This is a genomic window from Streptomyces tremellae (assembly GCF_039540215.1).
Lineage (GTDB): Bacteria > Actinomycetota > Actinomycetes > Streptomycetales > Streptomycetaceae > Streptomyces > Streptomyces tremellae.
On sequence record NZ_BAABEP010000014.1, the window covers coordinates 82,667 to 103,335 of the forward strand.

Annotated in this window: 24 protein-coding genes and 1 pseudogene; 2 read left to right on the forward strand and 23 right to left on the reverse strand. The window is 73.1% G+C overall.

The window, feature by feature from the left end; genetic code table 11:
• Positions 1 to 295: 295 nt before the first annotated feature.
• Positions 296 to 1,600, forward strand: a complete 1,305-nt coding sequence (ssd, locus tag ABEA77_RS13075; protein ID WP_345645704.1) for a septum site-determining protein Ssd — start codon at positions 296 to 298, stop codon at positions 1,598 to 1,600.
• Positions 1,597 to 2,196: pseudogene (locus ABEA77_RS13080) on the forward strand (ATPase, T2SS/T4P/T4SS family); the annotation flags it as partial. The gene ssd and the pseudogene ABEA77_RS13080, both read left to right, overlap by 4 nt.
• 732 nt (positions 2,197 to 2,928) lie before the next feature.
• On the opposite strand, the gene ABEA77_RS13085 reads toward ABEA77_RS13080, so the two are convergent.
• The 23 genes from ABEA77_RS13085 to ABEA77_RS13195 all read right to left on the reverse strand — a co-directional run bounded on the left by ABEA77_RS13085 (position 2,929) and on the right by ABEA77_RS13195 (position 20,669).
• Positions 2,929 to 3,414, reverse strand: a complete 486-nt coding sequence (locus ABEA77_RS13085; RefSeq protein WP_345645707.1) for a hypothetical protein — start codon at positions 3,412 to 3,414, stop codon at positions 2,929 to 2,931.
• Positions 3,415 to 3,485: 71 nt separating this feature from the next.
• Positions 3,486 to 3,659 (reverse strand): hypothetical protein, encoded by a 174-nt coding sequence (locus ABEA77_RS13090; protein ID WP_345645710.1) that lies wholly within the window; start codon positions 3,657 to 3,659, stop codon positions 3,486 to 3,488.
• Between the two features lie 131 nt (positions 3,660 to 3,790).
• Positions 3,791 to 3,958, reverse strand: a complete 168-nt coding sequence (locus ABEA77_RS13095) for a hypothetical protein (RefSeq protein ID WP_345645712.1) — start codon at positions 3,956 to 3,958, stop codon at positions 3,791 to 3,793.
• 304 nt (positions 3,959 to 4,262) lie between these two features.
• Positions 4,263 to 5,447 (reverse strand): helix-turn-helix domain-containing protein, encoded by a 1,185-nt coding sequence (locus tag ABEA77_RS13100; protein WP_345645715.1) that lies wholly within the window; start codon positions 5,445 to 5,447, stop codon positions 4,263 to 4,265.
• Positions 5,448 to 5,599: 152 nt separating this feature from the next.
• Positions 5,600 to 6,298 (reverse strand): collagen-like protein, encoded by a 699-nt coding sequence (locus ABEA77_RS13105; protein WP_345645718.1) that lies wholly within the window; start codon positions 6,296 to 6,298, stop codon positions 5,600 to 5,602.
• Entirely contained in the window at positions 6,295 to 6,585 is a 291-nt protein-coding gene (locus tag ABEA77_RS13110; protein WP_345645720.1) for a hypothetical protein, read from the reverse strand. The genes ABEA77_RS13105 and ABEA77_RS13110 overlap by 4 nt, the downstream gene beginning before the upstream one ends.
• 9 nt (positions 6,586 to 6,594) lie before the next feature.
• Positions 6,595 to 6,861, reverse strand: a complete 267-nt coding sequence (locus ABEA77_RS13115; RefSeq protein WP_345645723.1) for a holin — start codon at positions 6,859 to 6,861, stop codon at positions 6,595 to 6,597.
• 43 nt (positions 6,862 to 6,904) lie between these two features.
• The gene (locus ABEA77_RS13120) at positions 6,905 to 7,864 is read right to left on the reverse strand and encodes a glycoside hydrolase family 25 protein (protein WP_345645726.1); all 960 of its coding nucleotides are present in this window, start codon (positions 7,862 to 7,864) and stop codon (positions 6,905 to 6,907) included.
• Positions 7,864 to 8,130, reverse strand: coding sequence for a hypothetical protein (locus ABEA77_RS13125; RefSeq protein ID WP_345645728.1), 267 nt, complete (start codon positions 8,128 to 8,130; stop codon positions 7,864 to 7,866). Before ABEA77_RS13125 ends, ABEA77_RS13120 begins: the two co-directional genes overlap by 1 nt.
• 63 nt (positions 8,131 to 8,193) lie before the next feature.
• Complete coding sequence (locus tag ABEA77_RS13130; RefSeq protein WP_345645731.1) at positions 8,194 to 10,170, reverse strand: right-handed parallel beta-helix repeat-containing protein; 1,977 nt, start codon at positions 10,168 to 10,170, stop codon at positions 8,194 to 8,196.
• A 13-nt stretch (positions 10,171 to 10,183) separates the two neighbouring features.
• Positions 10,184 to 10,789 (reverse strand): hypothetical protein, encoded by a 606-nt coding sequence (locus ABEA77_RS13135; protein ID WP_345645734.1) that lies wholly within the window; start codon positions 10,787 to 10,789, stop codon positions 10,184 to 10,186.
• 11 nt (positions 10,790 to 10,800) lie between these two features.
• On the reverse strand, positions 10,801 to 11,733 hold the full coding sequence (locus ABEA77_RS13140; protein ID WP_345645737.1) for a hypothetical protein: 933 nt from the start codon (positions 11,731 to 11,733) through the stop codon (positions 10,801 to 10,803).
• Complete coding sequence (locus ABEA77_RS13145; RefSeq protein ID WP_345645740.1) at positions 11,733 to 12,893, reverse strand: phage tail protein; 1,161 nt, start codon at positions 12,891 to 12,893, stop codon at positions 11,733 to 11,735. The genes ABEA77_RS13140 and ABEA77_RS13145 overlap by 1 nt, the downstream gene beginning before the upstream one ends.
• Entirely contained in the window at positions 12,890 to 13,783 is an 894-nt protein-coding gene (locus ABEA77_RS13150; RefSeq protein ID WP_345645864.1) for a hypothetical protein, read from the reverse strand. The genes ABEA77_RS13145 and ABEA77_RS13150 overlap by 4 nt, the downstream gene beginning before the upstream one ends.
• A 9-nt stretch (positions 13,784 to 13,792) precedes the next feature.
• Positions 13,793 to 17,326: a phage tail tape measure protein gene (locus ABEA77_RS13155; RefSeq protein ID WP_345645742.1), complete on the reverse strand. Its 3,534-nt coding sequence runs from the start codon at positions 17,324 to 17,326 to the stop codon at positions 13,793 to 13,795.
• Positions 17,327 to 17,328: 2 nt separating this feature from the next.
• Complete coding sequence (locus ABEA77_RS13160; protein WP_345645745.1) at positions 17,329 to 17,544, reverse strand: hypothetical protein; 216 nt, start codon at positions 17,542 to 17,544, stop codon at positions 17,329 to 17,331.
• A gap of 200 nt (positions 17,545 to 17,744) precedes the next feature.
• Entirely contained in the window at positions 17,745 to 18,077 is a 333-nt protein-coding gene (locus ABEA77_RS13165) for a hypothetical protein (protein WP_345645748.1), read from the reverse strand.
• Positions 18,078 to 18,174: 97 nt separating this feature from the next.
• Positions 18,175 to 18,858, reverse strand: a complete 684-nt coding sequence (locus ABEA77_RS13170) for a phage tail tube protein (protein WP_345645751.1) — start codon at positions 18,856 to 18,858, stop codon at positions 18,175 to 18,177.
• A 16-nt stretch (positions 18,859 to 18,874) separates the two neighbouring features.
• Positions 18,875 to 19,279 carry a hypothetical protein gene (locus tag ABEA77_RS13175; protein WP_345645754.1) on the reverse strand — a complete coding sequence of 135 codons (405 nt, stop codon included), beginning with the start codon at positions 19,277 to 19,279 and terminating at the stop codon, positions 18,875 to 18,877.
• A complete protein-coding gene (locus ABEA77_RS13180; RefSeq protein ID WP_345645757.1) occupies positions 19,279 to 19,596 on the reverse strand; it encodes a hypothetical protein in 318 nt (105 codons plus the stop codon). The genes ABEA77_RS13175 and ABEA77_RS13180 overlap by 1 nt, the downstream gene beginning before the upstream one ends.
• On the reverse strand, positions 19,596 to 19,934 hold the full coding sequence (locus ABEA77_RS13185; RefSeq protein ID WP_345645759.1) for a hypothetical protein: 339 nt from the start codon (positions 19,932 to 19,934) through the stop codon (positions 19,596 to 19,598). Before ABEA77_RS13185 ends, ABEA77_RS13180 begins: the two co-directional genes overlap by 1 nt.
• The gene (locus tag ABEA77_RS13190; protein WP_345645762.1) at positions 19,931 to 20,503 is read right to left on the reverse strand and encodes a head-tail connector protein; all 573 of its coding nucleotides are present in this window, start codon (positions 20,501 to 20,503) and stop codon (positions 19,931 to 19,933) included. The genes ABEA77_RS13185 and ABEA77_RS13190 overlap by 4 nt, the downstream gene beginning before the upstream one ends.
• Positions 20,487 to 20,669: a hypothetical protein gene (locus ABEA77_RS13195; protein WP_345645764.1), complete on the reverse strand. Its 183-nt coding sequence runs from the start codon at positions 20,667 to 20,669 to the stop codon at positions 20,487 to 20,489. The genes ABEA77_RS13190 and ABEA77_RS13195 overlap by 17 nt, the downstream gene beginning before the upstream one ends.

Here is a 20,669-nt window from a genome sequence, read left to right on the forward strand (position 1 = left end):
CGCTTTGAGCTACTGAGTTATTCACATTCGTCGAGTTGTCCACAGCTTTCGAGCAAGATCCACATGTTTTTCCGGAGTCAGGCAGCCTGATTCCGCGGCGAAGTCCGCAAGGACCGGAATCGCGGATACCGGATGAGTCCGCGCGCTCCGTGGGGGCGCGCCGACCGGTGCCGTGGTGCCGTGGTGCCGTGGTGCTGCGGGGCGCGCACGGTGTGTGCGGGCCGGTCGCGGGTTTGAGCGCTGTGAGAGATCGCATGGCGAGAGATCGCGCGGAGAAAGATACGGGGGCTCGGGCATGACGGGGATCAAGGCGTTGAGGGGACGGGACCGGCAGGGCCGGTGGGAGCAGCCGACGCGGTGGGAGCGGCCCGGTCGGCGGGAACAGCTGGCTGAGGGGGAACGGCCCGGCCGGCAGGAAGAACAGGGCCCGCGGGCCCGGGGAGAAGAGGGGGAGCGGCGGGAGCGGCGCGAACACCGCGGCCGCCGGGGCGGCCTCGGCGGCGAAGGGCCGCCGGGCGCCGCACGTCCTGGCGCGGCGCCTGCGCGCCCGCTGATCGTGACGGAGGACGTGCGGCTGCTCGACGACCTGCTGCGGCTGTGCGCCGCGGCCGGCGCGGAGCCGGAGGTGCATCACACGCTGCCGGAGAGAAAAGGGAGCTGGGAGGAAGCGCCGCTGGTCCTCGTCGGGGATGACGCGGCGGCCCGGTGCAGGGGAGCGGCCCGCAGGTCCGGTGTGATGCTGGTGGGCCGCGAGCAGGACGACCCGTCCGTGTGGCGCCTGGCCGTGGAGATCGGCGCGGAGTGCGTGTTGCGGCTGCCGGACGCGGAGGGCTGGCTGGCCGACCGGCTCGCCGACGCGGCCGAGGGGGCGGCCGAGCACGCGGTCACGGTCGGCGTCATCGGAGGCCGGGGCGGCGCGGGCGCGTCGACGCTGGCGTGCGCGCTCGCGGTCACGGCCGCGCGGGCGGGCCGCAGGACCATGCTCGTCGACGCCGACCCGCTGGGCGGCGGGCTCGACGTGCTGCTCGGCGGGGAGCGGGCGGAGGGCAGGCGCTGGCCCGACTTCGCCGCTTCCAAGGGGCGCGTCGCGGGCACGGCTCTTGAGGACTCGCTGCCCCGGCTGCACGACCTGAGCGTGCTCAGCTGGCACCGCGGCGAGACAGTCACCGTCGGCCCGGACGCGATGCGTTCTGTGCTGGCTGCCGCGCGCAGGCGCGGTGGAGTCGTCGTGGTCGACCTGCCGCGCCGGGTGGACGAGGCGGTCGCGGAGGCGCTGGCACAGCTGGACGTCGGGCTGTTGGTGGTGCCCGCCGAGCTGCGGGCCGTCGCGGCGGCCGAGCAGGTGGCTTCGCGGGTGCGGATGGTGCTGCGGGATCTGCGGGCCGTGGTTCGCGGCCCCTGCCCGGCGGGTCTTGACGGCACCTGGATCGCCGAGGTGCTCGGCCTGCCCCTCGTGGGCGAACTGCCGCAGGAACCCGCCCTGTCGGAGGCGCTGGAGCGTGGCGCTCCACCGGGGGCGCGGGCCAGGGGGCCGCTCGCCGCGTTCTGCTCGGCCTTCTGGGAGCGCGCGCTCGGGCCGGAAGGGGGTGTGCGGTCGTGACGGGCGCGGCGGCGGACGGCGGCGCCGGCCTGCTGGAGGCCGTGCGGCGGCGGCTCGCGGAGAGCGGCGCGGAGCCGACGCCCGCTCGGGTCGCGGCCGCGCTGCGGGCGCAGGGCCGGTTGCTCGGCGACGCCGAAGTGCTCGGCGCGGCGGAGGAGTTGCGGAGCGAGCTGGTCGGCACGGGGCCGCTCGACGCGCTGCTCGCGGACGGTGAGGTGACGGACGTGCTGGTCTCCGCGCCCGACCGGGTGTGGGTCGACCGCGGCGGTGGACTCGAACTCACGGGCGTGGCGTTCCCCGACGCGGCCTCGGTGCGGCGGCTCGCGCAGCGGCTCGCGGCGGCCGCGGGCAGGCGCCTCGACGACGCTCGGCCCTGGGTGGACGCGCGGCTCCCCGACGGCACCAGGATGCACGCGGTGCTGCCGCCGGTGGCCGTCGGATCGGCCTGCCTGTCCCTGCGGGTGGTGCGCCCAAAGGCGTTCTCCCTCGCCGAGCTGGTGGCGGAGGGCACTCTGCCGCCCGGTGGACAGCAGACGCTGCGCGCGCTGGTGGAGGCCAGGTTGTCGTTCCTCATCAGCGGCGGCACGGGGACGGGGAACCCAGATATGTATTTGTGACACCTTAAAAGCGCGACGCGCCAGAGACCCCGAAGCACCATCCACTCGACGGATGGAACGGGGCTGTGACCTGCCCGTTTGTCGCCCCTGCGCTGCGACTTCCGTGCTCGTTGGCCGCCGCCTTCGAATCGAAGGGCCGGTAAAAGTCCAGCTTGGAATGTCACATTCCGCCGCTAGTCCCCCATAACTAGAGAGTGAGGGCACCGTGCCCCAGGGAGGGAATTGCCATGGAGGACAGCAGGGCACCGAGGGGGGCGGCCTGGCGAGAAGACGGTCAACTCGTCATCCAGTGCCCGTACTGTGACGGCGAACACCGCCACGGCACGGGCGGGCCGAAGCGAGGAGACGGTGACGGCTATCGAGTCTCGCACTGCTCGGTGGCCGTCGGCGGTAGCTACTACGTCGTGGAGAGCTGAGACGAGCAAGGCCCCGGCCGCCGTGGTGGCGGCCGGGGCCCGGTACTGCGCGGCTCCTGCTACTGCGCGGGCTGCCCGCTGCCCGGGCACATCTCCCGGGAGCCGGCGGGCTGGTGCCCAGGTGTCGGATCGCCGGTCTTGGCCCCGTTGATCGACCCGCAGACCGGGCAGGTCCCGGCGCACAGGCCGGGGTCGAACCGGTGACCGTAGGCGTGAGTGCACATATCAGTTCCTCCTCGTGGGGTGGTGCTGACAGGTGGTGCATCCCCCCGGCCGCGGTCCGGCCGGCGGAAACCTAGAAGGCGTCCTGCAACTCGAACTGGCGGCCGCTCTTGCCCTGGCCGGGGCGGGCGGTGTGCGCGAAGACGAGGAAGGCGCGGGCGCCGTTGTGGAAGATCACGCCGACGCCCGGGTGCACGGACGCCTGGCCCGTCTCGCCGTTCGCGCCGTAGGCGTACGCGCGGTCCATCTCGGTGCAGCCCGCGTTGTTCAGGACCGCGGCGATGTACTGCTCGGCCCGCGCGGGGCTGATCTTGCCGCTCTCGTACAGGTCGGGCACGGCCACTGCGGTGGGGGCGTCCGCCTGGACGGGCGCCTCGGGATCGTCACCACGCTCGCCCGGCGCCAGGGCCGCGGTGATGGCCACCCACAGTTCCGAGCCCTCGGTGAACCGCAGGTGGAGCCCGAAGGGGCGGTCGTCCTGCCAGGGCTCGGCGGAGGTGATCCACGGGGAGGCGAGCAGGGTCTCGATGGCGAAGGTCTGGAACCGCTGAGGTCGCATTGATCAATTCCTTACGTGGTCGCCGAGCCCGGACAGTCTATGAGCGGACCGGGCCGCCGTCGGGCAGGGGCTCAGCGGTTGCGTTTCAGCTCGTCGGCGGCCTCTCCGGCGATCCGGGCAGCTTCTTCGCGGGTGGCGGGCGGCAGGTCCTCGTCCTTCGACAGGCCGTTTGCCCAGGCGAGCCGGACGACTGCCGCAAGTTCGGGATCGCTCTCGTCTTCGTCGGGGTCGGGGTTCGGGGGCATGGCGGGTCCCTTCGTGGCGGTGGGTGGGGTCCCGCCCCGGGCGGCGACTGCCGGGAAGCGCCCGGGGCGGGGGTTGGTGCTCCGGCCGGCGGGTGTGACGAGCGGGGTAGCCCACCGCCGGCCGGAGCGGTTCAGGTGCCGGGCGGCTTGGGCCCGGGGGTGTGGCAGGTACAGGAGCAGCGCACGCGGACGGCGGGGATGCTCATGCCGCCCGCGTAGTGGTCGCCGGGGCGGCACAGGCGGTGCTCACCGAGCTGGCACTCGGGTGTGCGCGGGGCAGCTGGCGCGCGGGTGGTCATCGCGCGGTCGCGGCGCAGCGGGGGCAGGCGCGGGGGAAGATCCTCACGCCGTCGGCATCCGGGCGTGACCCGAGGTCGACAGCACTGCGTGCAGAGAGCGGGGCGCCGCAGTGCGCGCACGCGGCGCCGCGGCGCTGCTCCTCGGTCAGGTTGCCCGGCGCGAGCGGGGGCGCGGGGGCGTCGTTGCTGCTTCGGACCATGGTCGGCTCCAGGTCAAGAAAGGCTGGTGACGACATGGTGGAGGCACGACAAGGCCCCGACTATCAGAGGATGTTGATAGCCGGGGCCAGGGTTTTACGGAGCGTCAGACTCCCAGCCAGGAGCCATACGAGAGGAAGGAATCGGGCAGCTGTCGCTTGGCCGCTTCCAGACCGGCGTAGGTCTCCCGCACGGTCGCGTGGTACCGGGCCTGCTGCGGTGCCGCCTTCCGGGCGGACAACAGATTCTTGAACGCTGCGTCCAGGTCGCCGGTCCACATCTGCGCCCGGGCCAGCTCGGCGTAGTGATGGCTACGCCTGGATGCGGGCCAGTCCTTCGAGAATCGGATCTCGCTGCCAACGGACGCCGCCTCGGCGTACTCGTCCAGTTCGGCGGCGACGGAAACCCTGTGCACGGCGACGTTCGTGGGACCGAAGGACAGCCAGTGCACCTTGACGGCTTCGCCGGTGGCGTCGGCGAGCGTGCCAGCCTCGTCGAGGTGGCCGTCCGCTCGGCCCTTGTCCTGGGCGCGGGCAGCCATGACCGCGGCGCCCAGGTGCAGCTGGCCGGTGACGACGTCGCGCTCGCGGCTCGGGGCGCTCTGCTGCAACGTCGACAGGCCGAGCGCGACCAGGCGGTCGCCGGTGCGGAACTGCCCGTCGCGCAGGTAGGTCAAGGCCCGCATGTACCGGTACATGCCGCCGATGACCGCACTCGATCCCCGCTGCGCCGCCCAGTCCATCCGGGTCAGCGCCATCCCCGCGAGGTCCGCGAAACCGAGCTTCGTGGCGACGTCGTAGGCCGTTCGGTACGTCGATGCGAGCAGCAGCCATCCTTCGGTGGTGCCTGCCGAGTGAGCTGCGGTGGTGGCCTCCTGGATGAGGCCAGCGACCTGCCCGGCGGCCCGTTTGATCTCTCCTGCACGGACGCCGGCGAGTAGGTGCTCGGCGTCGTCGGCGAGAAGCTGGTGCGGGCGGGGGGTGATGTCCGGGTCGGCTCCGAGGTCGTAGACGTCGAGGGCTTCGCGGATGGGCCGCATGAGGACGTCGAGTTCGTCGGCCCGCAGCTCAGTGACGTAGGGCTGACCGGTGATCGTCGCCACGTCGACACGCATGGCCCGGGCGAGGCTGGCGATGACGTGGGGACTGGCCGGGATGACGCCCTGCTCCGTCTTTGTGAGGGTGCTGTAGGGCACGGTGGACAGGTCGGACAGGGCTCGTTGGGTGAGGTGGCGCTCCAGGCGCAGGCGCTTGATGCGCGCGCCAGTGTGGTCGTGCGGGAAAGCGTGCATACTGGGCTCCGTTCTGACTCGACACCAGAACGGTACCCGCCGTCGGCTCGGCGTGTACCTCTCGAAGGCCCCGCCCCTGGTGGGGCCTTCGCCATACCCGGGCACGACTAATCGCCCCCTGCCCCGGCGCGTGGCCGGGACAGGGGGCGTCGTCATGGGTACTGGCGGCGGGTGGGGTCGAGTCCGGCGAGGGCCTGCGGCGTGGTGCCGGTGTCGGGTGGAGTGGTGTCGCGGCGGCACACGAGCGCGTCCGGATCGGCTGGCGGGGTCTGGAGGCTGTAGCCGTCCGGGCAGGTCTGCCCGTCCTTCCCGTTCGCGCCGTCCTTCCCCGCGGGGCCTGCGGGGCCGGGTGGTCCCTGAGCGCCGTTCGCGCCGTCCTTCCCCGCGGGGCCCGGCGGTCCGGCGGGGCCTTGTGCTCCGGCTGCGCCGTCGGCGCCCGGCGCCCCGTCCTCGCCGCGCGCGCCCGCCGCGCCGGAGGGGCCCGGGCGCGGGCTCGGGGTCGCGCCGTCCCGGCCCGGGCGCCCGGACGGGCCCGCGGGCCCCGGCGGGCCCGGGATCGGGACGGGCACCTGCGCCCGCTGCGGCAACCCCTTCACGGCCTCGGCAGGGTCCGGGGCTTGCGGCGTCTTCCCGGCGGCCTGGAGCTGTGACCGCAGCGTGCGCACGTCGGTGGCGAGCGTCGTCACGGCACCGCCCCGCCGGTCGGCCTCGGCAGCCAGCGCGCGGGCGCGGTGGTCCGCTGCGTCGATGCGGGCCCAGATGATCAGGACGGCGCCGGAGAGGACGGCGAGGACGCACACGAGCACGACGCGCCGCCAGGAGTGCGCGAGTACGCGCTCGGTGCGCGTCACGGGGTACCTCCGAGAGAGACGATGATCGCGCGCAGACGGGCCAGTTCGGCTTGGTCTGCGGCGCGGTGGGCGGCGACCTCGGCGGCGTGCGCGGCCTGGTCGGCGGCGCGGGTCTCCAGGTCGCGTACGCGGCGCTCCAGGCGGTCCCGCTCCTCCTGGAGATCGCCGGTCAGGTGCGAGTAGCCGCTGAGCGCGGTCTCACCGCGTTTTCCGAGGTACGCCACCACCGCGCCGGCCAGAGTCCCCACGAGCGCGAGGAGCGCGCCGCCGAGGGTGGTGGCGTCCACGGGTACCTCCTATGCAGAGGGTGTGGCCGGGGTGTCGCCCGCGGGGGCCGGGGTCTTGGCCGCGGGCAGGGCGGACGCGGTCGGTGCGCTGCCGATGCTGCCTGCGAGGGCGGCCTTGATGACGCTGAACGCGGCGGGCAGGGCCGCGACGGCAGCGGCGCGCGCGTCGCCGAGGTTGAGCAAATGCGTGGTGTCGGCGAGGAGAAGGCCGGCGAAGGTCTCGACGTAGGTCGCGGCGGTGCGCTCGGCCAGGTCGAGGAGGAACGGCTTGTTCATGATGGGTGATCCGTTCTGTGAGTCGAGGGGTTGAGGGGGGCCGTCAGGTCTGGGAGGTGCCGGTGACCTCGACGTGCACGACGGCGTCGGCGATGGCCTTCTGTACGGCGGCGACCACGGCGGCGGTGTCGACGCTCTTGCCGACCAGGCCCGCGAGGGTGGTGATGGCCGCGGACTGGGCCTTGAGCTGGGCGAGGATCTGGGTGGTGGCGTCGTGGGTGGCCCGCGCGTGCCCGTAGGTCGAGGCGAGCGCGGTGTTGACGGCGATCTTCCCGTCCGCGAGGCCGCTGTCCTTGGCCCACTCGCTCTTGACCCAGGCGGGGATGGTGACGGCGTCGGCGAGCTGCATGTCGGTGTCCTTCGTGGTGTCGTCGCCCGCGGCCCACTCGCGCAGCTGCGCGGGGGTGAGGTAGCAGACGGACCGGTCGATGGGGGTAGAGGTGAACTGCCAGATCAGCGGGGCCCGTCCGGAGGGGCGCGGCTGGGCGTGGGCCTCGGCGGTCGCGTAGGCGACGCTGCTGGTGCCCCAGGTGTAGGCGGGGTACCAGAGCGGCACCCCCGCGGGCACGTGGCCCTTGGCGAGGTCGTCGCCCGAGGTGTAGACGCCGACGCGCTGGCCGGGGAACGCCTTGCGCACGGCGGCGAGCCACGCCGTGACGTAGGCGTTGATCTGGGCGGCGGAGCGGCCCGCGTAGTTGCGGCCGTCGCTGTAGCGCTCCAGGTCGAGCCAGTGGCAGAAGCCTGCGCCCGCGTACGGGCGCACGGCGGACACGTAGTTGGCGGCCTCGGCGGCGGCGTCCTGGTTGGGCCAGGCGAAGTGGTAGGCGCCGGGCACGAGGCCGGCCTTTTTGATGCCGGTGATGTGGGTGGCGAAGCGGGTGTCGTGGGTGTGGAGGCCCTCGCTGGCCTTGGCGAAGGCGAACACGACGCCGTCGCTCTTGTGCACGGCCCAGTTCTGGGCGGGCTGGTAGGCGGAGACGTCGACTCCGCGGCTGGTGGCCATCACGCACGCTCCGGCCAGTGCCAGGTGCCGCCCGCGTGGTCCGCTTCGCCCTGCACGCAGTGCTGGTTGAAGAACTGTCTGGTGGGATTGAACACGGCGAGGTCGACGTCCCAGGCGGTGGCGTCGTCCCCGGTCCCCGGATCGATGCCGTGTCCGTTCACGGCGGTGATGACTGCCGCCCGGCACTGCGAGGTGTACTCGCCGCCGGGGGTGCCGTAGCTGAGGTAGTGGACGATCCGGCCGACGGTCGGAATCTGCTCGGGCACAGCGGCCTCCTGGGCATGCAGAAAGCCCCGGCCGGGTGGCGCGGGGCTCGGGCGAGGGGTGGGTCAGATGAGGTTGTGGCCGGGCGTGGTCGTGCCGCCCGCGTAGTCGAGGACCGGTGCGGCCGTGGTGAGGTAGAGCGCCGCGGCCGCGGCCCAGGAGTTCTGGGAGAGGTCGTTGCCCGCGATGATGCAGGCCGTCGAGTTCGCGGCGAGCATGATGCCGTTGACGGTGGCCGCGCTGCCCTTGCGGATGCGGTTGTTGGTGATGGTGCAGCGGGCGGAGCCGGTCGAGCAGCGGATACCGGCGGACGCCGCGGCCGTGATGGCGTTGCCGGTGATCAGGGCGTCCGTGGTGTTCGTCGCACCGTCCGCACCCTGGCCGGTGAAGATCCCGAAGTTCGAGGCGGTGGTGTCGACGAGGTTGCCGGAGATGAGCGCGCCAGGTGAGCCGGTGGCGTTGATGCCGTTCGAGCCCGCGTTGCGCACGACGTTGCCGGTGATCGCGGCGTCCGGCGAGTAGTTCGCGTACAGGCCGGTGCTGCTGGTCGTGTCGACGGTGTTGCCCGCGACGATGGGGCCGGCGCAGTTCTCGACCTGGATCGCGTTGCCGGTCACGTTTTTGATGGTGTTGCCGGAGATGACGGCGCCCGGGTAGCGGTAGGCAACGTAACCGAGGACGCGGATGCCGGAGTCCGCGGCGACGGTGTCGATGGTGTTGCCCTCGACGGTGAGGGCGTGCGTGGGGACGCTCGTCGTCGCGGGGTCGGGGATGGTGGCGAGGATCCCGGACGCGCCCGCGTTCGTGATGAGGTTCCCCGCGATGCGGGCGCGCCGCCACCCGTAGGCGCCGATGCCTTCGTGCAGGGTGGCGTCGATGCGGTTGTCGAGGATCTGGATGTCGTCGTAGGTGACGCCCGCGGCGAGCGTGTGCGAGCCGACGGCCTTGCCGTAGGGGCCGAGGCGGTCGGACGGGCCGAAGTAGCAGCCCTGCACGGTGATGTTGCGGGAGGCGGTCTTGTCGTACTGGCCGATCGAGGACGATCCGGAGACGGCGATGTCGATCTGGATCGCCTCGGACGGGCCCCGGTTCTGCGCGGCGCTGTTGTCCCGGAAACCGAGGAAGCGGCAGTTCAGGGCCCGGCCGCCGTCGGTGGAGTTGAACTCCAGCGCGTGCGCGCTGCTGGTGTTCATGACCGTGGCGTCGCGGACTGTCACGTCGGTGCAGTGCACGAAATTCAGGATGTCGGTCTCGGCGGTGACCGTGCCGTTCCCGTCGGCGTCCGCGGCGTTGCCGTCCCACGTGCCGCCGAGAACGCGGATGTGCGAGTGACCCCCGTACCCGGCCGGTGTCTCGTCGTTGGTGAAGTTCCGCAGCAGCCCGGTGTTGCCCGAGGATCGCAGGGTGGCGCCGTACGCCCAGATCGTCGTGTGGTCGTAGACGACGAGGAACGTGCCGACCGCGTAGACGCGGCCCGCGGGGATGATGACGGTGCCGCCGCCCGCGGCGTGCGCGGCGTCCAGGGCGGCCTGGATGGCGTCGTGGTCATCGGTGGCGCCGTCTGCGGCCGCGCCGGTGACCGGGTAGAGGCCGGCGGCGGTGAGGCTGGCGGTGGGGGTGATCGGCTGCCCGCCGACGCTCAGGGCCCCGTCGACGGCGAGGTCGCCGCTGATGGTGCCGCCTGTGCGGTCGAGCTTGCCGGTGAGGCCGGCCTGTGCGTCGGCGGCGGCCTGGGCGGCGTTGCTGGCGAGTTCGCGTGCGGCCTCGTACCAGCGCACGGGGTTGCCCGCGGTATCGAGGTACTCGTACTCGATCGCGGGCACGTCCTGGGCCTTGAACGTGCGGATCGCGCCCGGCATCGAGCTGCTGGCGGGGTTGGTCTGGAGCTGGCCGATCGGGGTGGTGCCGTCGTCCTCGAACAGGGCGGTCACGGCCGCGCCGGTGCCCGCGACGCGCACGGCGAGCGGGTAGTCGGGCACGACGTTGCCGGCGGCGTCGGTCAGGACGTCGGCCGGGGTGCCGCCGTAGGTGTACAGGGTCACAGCGGTGGGCCTTTCAGTCGAGCCAGTAGGAGCCGGAGATGTCGCACCAGGTGACGCCGGAGCCGTCCTGCGAGTACCACATGACGGCGCCGGGACCTTGGGACAGGCCGGTGCTGCTGGCGAGGACCTCGACGCGGCCGACACCGATCGCGGCGTCGCCGGTGAGGGAGGCACCTGCGGCGAGGCGGCCGATGTGCCGGGGGATCGCTTCGTCGGGGACGGTGGCGACCTGTACGCCGGCGAGGGGCAGCAGACTGCCGTCGGTCTTGCGGATGCTGCCGCGCATCCACACCTGCTGGCCGATGATGCGGTACTGCGGCGCGTCCTGGTCGGCTTCCATGCCGGAGGCCAGGGACATCGGGGCCCAGTCGGGCAGGGGCTCGGCGAGCGTGAACCAGGTGTTGGTGGTGCTGGTCTTGGTCCAGGCGGAGCCGTCGGCGGCGAGGGCGAGGGTGGAGACGGGGGCGGCGGCGAGGCGGTTGTCCCGGTCGGCCTGGTCGGTGACGTGCTGGACGAGGTGCGGGTCCAGGGCGGTGGCCAGTTCGGCGACGGCGGCGGGCACGGTGGGAGCGTCGCCGCCTGCCGGGACGGGGAGTTGGGCGTATCCGATGGTCGCCACGGGGGCCCCTTTCAGGAGTAGGTGATGGTGATCTGGCCGCCGGTGACGGCCATGTAGTCGCTGCTGCCGGTCGCGTAGATGGCGAGGCCGCGTGCGGAGCCGGAGGCCAGCGCCGTACGCCAGGACGCGGGCAGGGTCGCGGTGCCCTTCGCGCCGACCGAGAGGGCGAGGAGGTCCTCGGGGCCGTCGCCGAGGCCGAGCTGCCCGGCGGGCGGGGTGGTGTAGCCGTGCAGGTACAGGTGCAGCGGCCGCTTCGCGTTGACGCCGGAGCCCCGCTTGCGGGTGAACGTGGCGGTCATCTTCGCGACGGTCTTTCCCGCGCAGGCGTCGGCGATCTTCGTGCCGTAGAACCAGGCGCCGCGCCGGTTGCCGCCGCCGGTCCAGTCGCCCTGGATCGGGGTGGAGGCGTAGTCGTCGGGGCGGCCGCTGCGCCACGACCCTGAGGATGTCGGGGAGATGGTGGCGGGCTTCGGCGTTGGCACGGGCGGGGTGGTGGGTGAGGGGTCGGAGGCGTCGCCGAGCTGGAAGTACAGCTCGATCTGGCCGTTGACCTTGCGGACGTAGACGGCGGAGGCGGTCTGCCAGCCGGTGCCGGTGGGGGCCGTGGTGCCGTAGGTGGCGGCGCGCACGGCCTGCGCGTCGGCCGCGGCGTCCTGTGCGATCTGCTGAATCTGCGCCGTGTCGGTGGCCGCCGGGTCGTCCCCGAGGCGCCACAGCACAACGGGGACCGCGGACATGCGCACCGCGACCCAGTCCCCGGCCGCCCGGTTGCGGTAGCTCGTCGGGCAGGCCACGTCCAGGAGCAAGCTGCCATCGGGCATCTGTAGGTTGACGCGGCCGTCGTCGGTGACGTCGGCGACCTGCAGCGATACGACACCCGGCGATGCGCCGGCGGACGGTCCGGTGGCGAGGTCCTGGCCGAGGAGGCGGGCGGCGTCGGGCATCACAGCCTCCTGGTGGTGGTGCGGGTTGTGCAGGACATGGAGGCGGCGCCGAGCGTGTACGAGAGCGAGTCGAGGAGGTGGGGCTCCCACACGCCGGGGTCGGTCTCGACCTCGACCAGGTCGCCGGGCTCGCTCGCCGGGTTGCACGCGGCCGTCAGGGTCAGCGTCGACTGGACGCCCAGGGAGTCGGCGAGCTTCGCGGCGGCGACCTGCGTGCCCTGCGGGTACGTCGTGATCAGGGGCGAGCTGTAGGTCTGGACGCGTACACGGACTCCGTACAGGCCCAGGCGCTGCGGGGCGGCCGGGTCGCCGACCGGATCCGGGCCCGCATAGGTCAGCGAGTTCGGATCGTTGTCCCAGGCGAAGACCGGGCCGATGGTGGGCGAGCCGTCGCCGCCGTCGGAGCTGACGACCCAGACGTTGGCGAGGCCGTCGCGGGTGTCCTCGGGGGTGGGTTCGATCAGGGCGCCGCCGAGGCCGCGGCCGATGCGCCACACGACCGGGTCGGCTAGCGACGGGACGGGGCCGACGCACACGACGCCCCGCGCGTCGACCCAGATCTCTCCGGCCAGGGCGGTGGCGATGCCGGTGCCCGCGCCGGTGGCATCGGTGCCCGACGACAGGACGCCCCAGCGGTCGGTGGCGGCGGCGATCGCGGGCACCGCGGTGTCGGGGTTGATGCCGGGGCGCCAGGAGACGGGGGTGCCGGGCAGGGCCTCGCCGACGAGCTGCTCGACCAGGGCGCGCGCCCGCCCGGGTCCGACGGTGCGCGCCACCGGGAAGGAGGCGGCGCGCAGGTCGTCTTCGAGGCCGTCGAGTTCGACCGGGATCGTGCCGGGTTTGCCGCGGCCGGTGCGGGTGACCGTGTAGCGGCCGGCCGCGAAGAACACCGGGTCGCGGCGCGGGAGCTGGATGCCCTGCCACAGGCGCACGCTGGTCGTCAGGGCGTTGATGCCGCTGCGGCCGCGCGGGGCGCCGGTCAGTTCGGCCTGGGCGGTGTAGCGGACGTCCGCGGTACGGTCCGCGGTGACCTGCGCGGAGCCCGCGCTCAGACCGCACCGGGTCCACGTGACGCCGCCGTCGTTGGACCACTCGGCGTAGTACGGGCGGGCGACGGCCCGCCCGAGCGCCGCGAGGACCTCGGGCGCGATCGGCATCATGCCAGGGCGCCGTTCGTGGCGAGGGCCTGGTAGGAGGCGTATGTGGCCGTGACGGCGTCGTAGGTGTCGTAGCGCTCGGCGAGGGTGTCGTAGGACCAGCCGGGGAGGCGCAGCGGCTGCCCGGCGGTGTCGGGCCGCTCGATGGGGGTGACGCCCCAGGAGAACTGGAAGCCTCCGGATGCGCCGAGTTTGCCGGTGGCTACGGGGCCGGTGATGTCGCCGGGCACGTGGAAGGTGTCCCGGGTGACTTGGTAGCCGGGCCGGGTCTGGAGTAGCAGGACGCCGGAGCGCAGCAGGTCGCGGACCTGGTCGACCTGGTCGGGCGGGACGTCGATGGTGACCGCGTCGAACGCCTCCGCGCCGTGGACGTCGTAGGCCACCGCGGGGTAGGGGCTGCCCGCGATGGCCGCCGTGTCGAGGCGGCCGGCGGCGACGGGCTGCGGGGCGGTGACGAGCATCGCCCGCAGCGACAGCGACGGCTGGTCCACGGATTTGATCCACAGGTCGGTGTCGTCGCCCGGGGCCGGGGCGGGCACGGTGACGGCGAGCGCGGACTCCGGGCCGAGGGTGCCGTCCGCGTAGACGGGGACCGCGGTGTAGACGACGGCGACGCCGAGCGGGGCCTCATGGTCGTACGCCGGCCCGATGCCCTCGATGGCCCACGCGGTGTCGGCGGAGCGCACAGGCACGGGCGCCGCCGCGCCGGGGTCCTGGCGCACGACGCGCACCGTGCGCACGTCGGCCGCCCTGTCGAGGGGCGGGGCGGTCGTGTAGTTGACGGCCAGCGTCACCCCGGCCCACGCCGTATCCACGGTGGCCGTCAGCCAGCCGTCGGGCGAAGCGATCACGGTGGGCGGGGTGATGTGGGGCGCCGTCGGGTCCACGATCATCGGCACGGGTTACCTCCTTGATCCCGCCTTCGCGCGGCGGCGTACGGCGGTCAGGCCCGCGGCGACGCGGGCGTCCATGTGGGCGGTCAGGGTCGTGCCGTCGTCCAGGACCAGGCCGAGCGCGACGCCGTCGAGGGCGGCGGCGAGGTCCTCGGCGCTCGTGGCACTGGCCGGGGCGGATGGGCGTGCGAGCGGGGCGGACAGCTTGGAGAGCTGGCGCGGGGTGTAGACGCGCTCGCGGCCCCGGAAGTCGACCAGTTCGGGTTCCCGCTCGCCGACCCAGGCCGTTCCCGGCACGGCCGAGGGCGTGCCGGTGGCGTAGCCGTGCCCGTGGCCGAGGGCGGAGAGGTTCTTGCCGTAGGTGTGCTCGGCGTAGTTGAGGGAGGAGTAGATGTTCGCGTAGGGGTCGTAGATGCCGCGGGAGCGGTACTTGCCCGCGTACGCGTTGAACGTCGGGTCGATGACCTGCATCAGGCCCTTGGACGGCACGCCGTTCTTGGCGTTGATGTCCCACAGGTTGATCGCCTTGGGATTGCCGCCGGACTCGGTCTGCATCTGGGAGAGGACCTTGCCCAGCAAGCCCGGGGCGAGGCGCAGCTCGGCCAGGGCGCGGCGTACGAGCGGGGCCCACTTCTGCACGCCGGGCCCGGAGCCGGGCGCCGGCACAGCGGTGGCGGCCTTGACCGCCGCGGCCTTGAGGCCGGCGACGGCCATGCGGGGCAGGCCTGCGACGGCCTTGGCCCAGGCGGTCTGCCCAAGGCCCGGCAGCTTGCCCATGAGCGGCGCAAGGAGCGCGTCGAACGCCCGCGAGGGGTGCGCGATGAAGCCCGCGGCGTCCTTGACGCCTCCGACGATCTTCCCGCCGACGCTCTTGAGCGCGCCCAGGACGCCTCCGCCGTCCTTGAACCGGGCGCCGGCCGAAGCCGCGCGCACCGGGCGCCCGCCCAGGACGGCCGAGCGCAGCGCGGCGACCGCGCCGTGCCCGCCCGCGGCCGCCACCTCCGCAGCGGTCCAGACGTGCTCGTTGTTGGACAGCAGAGCCGGCACCGAGTCCGACGTGCCGGTACCCGGGCCCCGCACGGGCCCGCCGGTCGCCAGCTGCGGCAGGGTGCCGAGCTTGGGCACGCCCGGAATCCACCCGGTGATCTTCTTCCACAGGCTGACGATGCCGTGGTTCCACACGGTGTTGACGACCCAGTTGACCGGCTTCTTCGTGAGGGACTCGATGCTCTGCCAGTGCCGGCCGATGCCGGAGGCCGCCGAGGAGAACGCCCCGACGACCTTGTCCCGCAGCGACGTCGCCCAGCCGGGAATCGTCTTGGTGAAGAAGTTCCCGAGCGGCGTGAGGGTGTGCGCCCGGATGGAGGACCAGGCGCCGGAGATGCCCGAGCTGATCTGGTCCCAGTGCCGGACCACGTAGATGGTCGCCGCGCCGATCGGCCCGGTGATGATCGAGAGGATGAGCGGCCAGTGAGCCTTGACCCAGTTGACCGTGGCCGAGAACGCGCCGGGGATCGTCTTGGTGAAGAACGGCAGAAACGAGCCGGTGAACCAGCCGACGACCGCGGCGGCGGTGGCCTTGATGCCGGACCAGGCGCCCTGCACGATCGCCCGGAACGTGGCGCTCTTGTTGTAGGCGACGACGAGGGCGGCGCCGAGCGCGACCAGGCCGACGATGACCAGCGTGAGCGGGTTGGCGTCCATCGCCGCGTTGACGAGCCACTGCGCGGCGGCCATCGCCCGGGAGGCGATGGCTGTGGCCGTCAGGGCGGCGCGCTGGGCCACCATCACGGCGGTCGAGCGGACCGTGGCGACCAGGCTGCGCGCCTGCGCGCCGACCCACGCGGCCGCCGTCGTCGCGGCGGAGGCGGTCGCCGAGGCGGCCGTGGCCACGAAGCTGCCGACCGCGCGGGCCCGGGCGGCAGCCCACCCGGCGCCCGAGCGGATCGCGGCGACCGTCCAGGTGACCGCCGTCCGCGCGGCGTTGGCGGTAGCCGAGGCGGCCGTCTGCACGAACGACGCGGCCGCCCGGGCGCGGGCCGCCACCCACCCGGCCGCCGACCGCGACGACGAGGCCACCCACGCCGCGCCGGTCTTCACGGCCTGCACGGCGGACTGGGTCCCGGTGACGGTGTAGTAGCGCACCGCGAACGCTGCGAACCTGATGTTGGTCGCGGCGGTCTTGGCGCCCTTCGCCGTCGCGACGATGCCGCCGGCCAGCGACTTGACGCCCGAGGCCGCGGCGGTGGCGACCTTGATGGCCGTCGCGCCGCCCGCGATGGCGGTCAGTGCGATGGCGGTGGCCTGCATCCGGCCCGGGGAGCCGGTCAGCGCGTCGAACATCCTGCGTGCGGGCGGCTCGGCCTGTTGGAGTGCGGGCACGACGGTCTTGCCCAGCGCCTGCCCGAACTGCGTCACCACGGGGATGACCTTGCCGCCGATGAAGTTGGTCAGCCCCTGCTCGGCGGTCCGCTTGAACACGCCGATCTGGTATGTGGGTCCGGAGCGCAGGGTCTTGCCGACCTGCGCCGCCGTGCCCCCGAGGTCCCCAACCTCCTTGGTCGCCTTGGACACGTCGATCGAGTTGATCGACTTGCCCAGGTCCTCGCCGGGCCCGCCGAACAGGTTCGAGACGGTGTTGCGCCAGTCCGCGCCCTTGAGGGTGCGGAGCTTGTCGAAGACCTGGTCGAGCGCCTTCTGGCTGGACGCGCCGCCCTTGGTGAACTGGGTGACGAAGTCGGTGGCGTTGATGCCGAGCTTCTTGAAAGCGGACGCCGTCGTCGTCGAGCCGTCCACAGCTCGCAGCGAGAACTCTTTCAGGGCGTCGGCGACGTTGTCCGTGTCCCGCGCGCCGCCCTTGACCGCCTGGGTCATGATGCCCAGCGCGGTCTGGGCGCTGATGCCCATGGTGGCGAACTGGGTCGAGTACTCGTTGAAGGTGTCCAGCAGGTCGTCGGCCTTGGGGCCGAGGGTCTGGAACCCCTTCGTGATCAGGTCGAACGCCTGGTCGCTGGTCTTGACCAGGCCGGTCGAGACCAGGCGGGACGCCGCGTTCGTGACGGACTCGAAGTCCTGCCCGAACGTGTTCGCCACATCCGACGCCTTGGTCGCGATGGACTGCAACTGCTTGTTCGTCGCGTCCGGCGGCAGCAGACCGGACTGCGCCACGGTGCGGATCGCCTCGGCGGCGTCCTCGAACGACCCGCTGATGCCCTTGGCGTAGAGCTGGCCCGCGATCTTGCCGTACTTCGCGCCCTGCGCCGAGGTCGCGCCCAGCTGCGCCTGCAACTTCTTGGTGATGCTGCCCTGGTCGAGGGCCTCGGTGAACGCCTCGGAGACCTTGCCGCCGATCATCTCGGCGGCCTTGGCCACGCCGATGGCGGCGAGGCCGGACTTGAAGCGCTCCCCGAAGCCGCGGCCGGACTCCTCGCCGGCCGTCTGCGACGCCTGCCGCACCGGCGCCCCGAGCTGCTGCTGCAACGTCGGCTGGAAGCCCGACATGTTGGGCAGGACGTCGACCCAGACGGCACCGGCGCGGGGCATGGCTACCTCCGATCGGGCGGCAAGGTCCGCTCGAAGATGTGCGCGGCGGCGGCGCGGCGCTCGGCCGCGCGCGCCTCGGGGTCCGGCTGTTCGGCCGGCTCGTCGCCCGGCCGCGGCAGCGGCTCGGGCCAGGGCACCTCGGCGGCGCCCTCGCCGCGGTTGACGTTCAGGAACGCAGCGAGCAGCCGCAGCACGGCGTCGGTGGCGTCGGCGAGCATGTACGTCTCGTCACGCCAGGCGTGCCCGTGGTGAGCCCGTGCGGCGGCCCCGCCGGGCGGCAAGTGCTCGACCAGGACGCGCAGCAGCCGCAGCGAGATGCGGCCTTGCCAGTAAGCCGCGAGGGGTCCGCCCGGCCCGTAGCCGGGGTACTGGTGGATGAGGTCGGCCTCGACCGCCTCGGGGTGTTCCCCGAGAAGGTCTAGGACCGTGTAGGGCGGACCTTCACGCCCTTGACCTGCTCGCCGATGGACGAGGTCAGGAACCCGAACAGCAGGTTCACGTCGGCCGGGCGGCCGCCGGCCTTGATGAACCGGTCGAACTGCTCGTCCCCGAGCATCGCGCGCGCCTTGCCCGCGCCGGTCTCCTCGGCGTCGACCGCCTGGCCCCACTCGTCGTCGGCGAACAGCGGGTGCGGCATCGTGAACACCTCGCCGCCCGGACCCTCGAACTCGACGTCATCGCCGCCGACCGCCTCGGCGTACTGGGCATGGACCTCGGCGAGGCGGTAGCGGGCGCGGCCTGGCTTCGACATGGACTCTCTCCTCGGGTGATCGGGTGATCGGGTGAAGGGGTAGAAGGTGCGGGCGGCGCTCACCCGAAACGCCGCCCGCACCGGTCAGTGCGGCAGCTCAGGCCCCGCCGCCGTCCTCCGTGCCGCCGCCGCTGCCTGCGGCCATCGCGCGCCAGCCCGGGCCGTCGACCCAGTTGCGGCACGACGTGCCGAGCGTGCTGTCCCGGTACGCGGTCAGCGTCACGGACCGGTTGGTCTCGTCCGAGCGGGCCCACTGCTCGTCGTCGCGGTCCGTCAGCCGCGCACGCGGCAGGTGCTTGACCACGTAGATCGGCAGACCGCTGTCTCCGTAGTCCAGCGCGATGAACAGCAGGCGCCGGTACGGGTTGAGCGGGGTGGCCGGGCGGTCCCAGGTCCACTGCGTGCCGACGTCGCCGAGCGTGGCCAACGGCAGGCCCTCGTACAGGGCGATACCGGCCTGCCGGGTCTCCTGCGGCACGAACTGCGCTGTCAGGGTGTCGGAGTCGACGTCAGAACGCGACGGCTCGACCGACTGCGCGGAGGTGACGTTGGAGATGGACAGGTCCGAGCTGAACGTGATCCCGTCGTCGGTCGTCAGGCCGATGGCCAGGTAGCCCTCGGGCAGCGTCTTGAGGTTGCCGTCCGTGTCGAACAGGTCCGCCACGGCCAGCGGCGGTGTGTCCAGGTCCGCCGCCAGGATGGCGCTGCTGAGGGCCTTGCGGATGAGTTCGTTGTGCAGGTCCGCCACCTGATCGAAGGGCGGCGGCGTCGGGGTACCCATGGTGTCTCCCAGGGAGTCAGGCCGCGGTCCGTGCGCGGCAGGTGACGGAGTAGGTGGCGATGGCGCGGCGCACGGCGGGGTTGCCGTAGGGCACTTCGCCGGGCCGGGCGTCGGTGTCGACGGTGTCGATGCGCGGGTCGCCGCCCGCGCCTGCGGCGGCGAGCAGCTGGCGGCGCGCGAGCTCGGCCAGCTGCCACATCGCCGCGCGGTCCGCGGCGAACGCCTCCACGTCCACGCTGGCGATGTCGCTGACGCGGTCGTCGCCGCCGCCGGGCACGATCCGCACCACCAGCAGCGGCAACGCGCCCGCCAGGTCCGCCGGAACCTCGTTGGCGACCCGCACGCCCGCCAGCGCCGGCCGGGAACGCAGCCACGCGCCGAGCAGCTCCTCCACGTCCGGCCACGGCAGCGGCGCGGGCATCAGTCGCCGCCGGTGTAGATGTCGGTCCCGGCCGCGCGGCCGAGGATGCGCCGGCGGATGGTGTTGGTGTCGCCCCACTCGTTGGCCTCGGCGTCCGAGCGGGCCGCGGTCACCCGCGCGTACGGGCGGCCCTTCGGCCTGGTCCCGGACTCGACGCGGATCTCTTCGGCGAAGTTGTCGTCGACCTCCTCGGCGGCCAGGCGGCGCGCCACCGGGGCGATCGCCTCGGCGCGGGCCTTGAGCCCGTCGCGGACCTCTGCGGACTGCATGATCTGGCGCACGGAGCGCACGTCGGGGATGTAGCGGGTACGGGCCATCAGCCGGTCACCTTCCTCAGCATCGCCTCGGTGTGGTCGAGCAGGCCCCCGAAGCTGCGGTGCACGCCCGGTTCGCCGTCGACCTCGAACGCCTGGCCCTGCCACTCGATCCGGTCGAGTACGGCCAGGCCCATCGCGGCCGGGCCGGACAGGCGCCAGCGGGTGACGACCTGGTCCCGGCCGTCGACGGACTCGACGGAGTCGACGGGCTGCATGGTGCAGCGCACCCAGTCCGTACGCGCCTCCTCGAACGCGTCGTTGCCGCGCTCGTCCACGACCACCGTGCGGTGCACGACGGTGACCGTGTCGCGGCCCAGGGCATCCTGTACGGCGGTCACGCGCGGTCCCCCTGCCCGATCTGGTAGCGGGCGACGGCGGCCGTCCACTGGGCCGTCACACCGACCGTGGCGGCCGTGCCGAAGCTGACGGACTCCGAGCCGGAGGTGACCTGCTGCACGCCCGGGGCCGCGTTGAACATGGCCTGCGCCTGGTCGAGGACCACCTCCTGCACGTCCTCGGGCACCGGGTCGTACCCGTGGTCGACCACGGCCGCCACGGACCGGTACCAGCGCGGCCACAGGCAGCCGATCGCGGTGAGGATGCCGGCCTCGGACCACATGTAGTCGGCGTCCTCCGCCCAGGGCGTGCCGCGGACGGTCACGGACGTGACGGCGGTGACGTGCCCGGTGGGCAGCAGCAGCGTGCGGGTGCCGTCGCCGTCGAGGCGGAACGTCTGCCCGGCAACGGCGCTGATCTGCCAGCCGGTCGCGCCCCGAAACCGCCGCGAGGCGGCCCGGAGCGCGAACAGCAGCTTCCCGTCGGTGGCCGGCACCCCGAGCACGTCCGCGAGCTCGGCCGGGTCGGCGAGGACCCGGTCCGGCCACGCGGTGTCAGGAGCCTGTGTCACTGCTCCGTCCGCCCTTCGCCCGCGGCGCGGGTCGGCGGGCCTTGTGCGTGACCTCGCCGCCCTCGCTCTGCGGGGCCGGTTCGTCCTGCTCAGCCTCGGCAGGCTCGGGTACATCCTCCGGCCGGTAGCGCACACCACCGATGGTGATCATCTTGTGGCCTGCCAC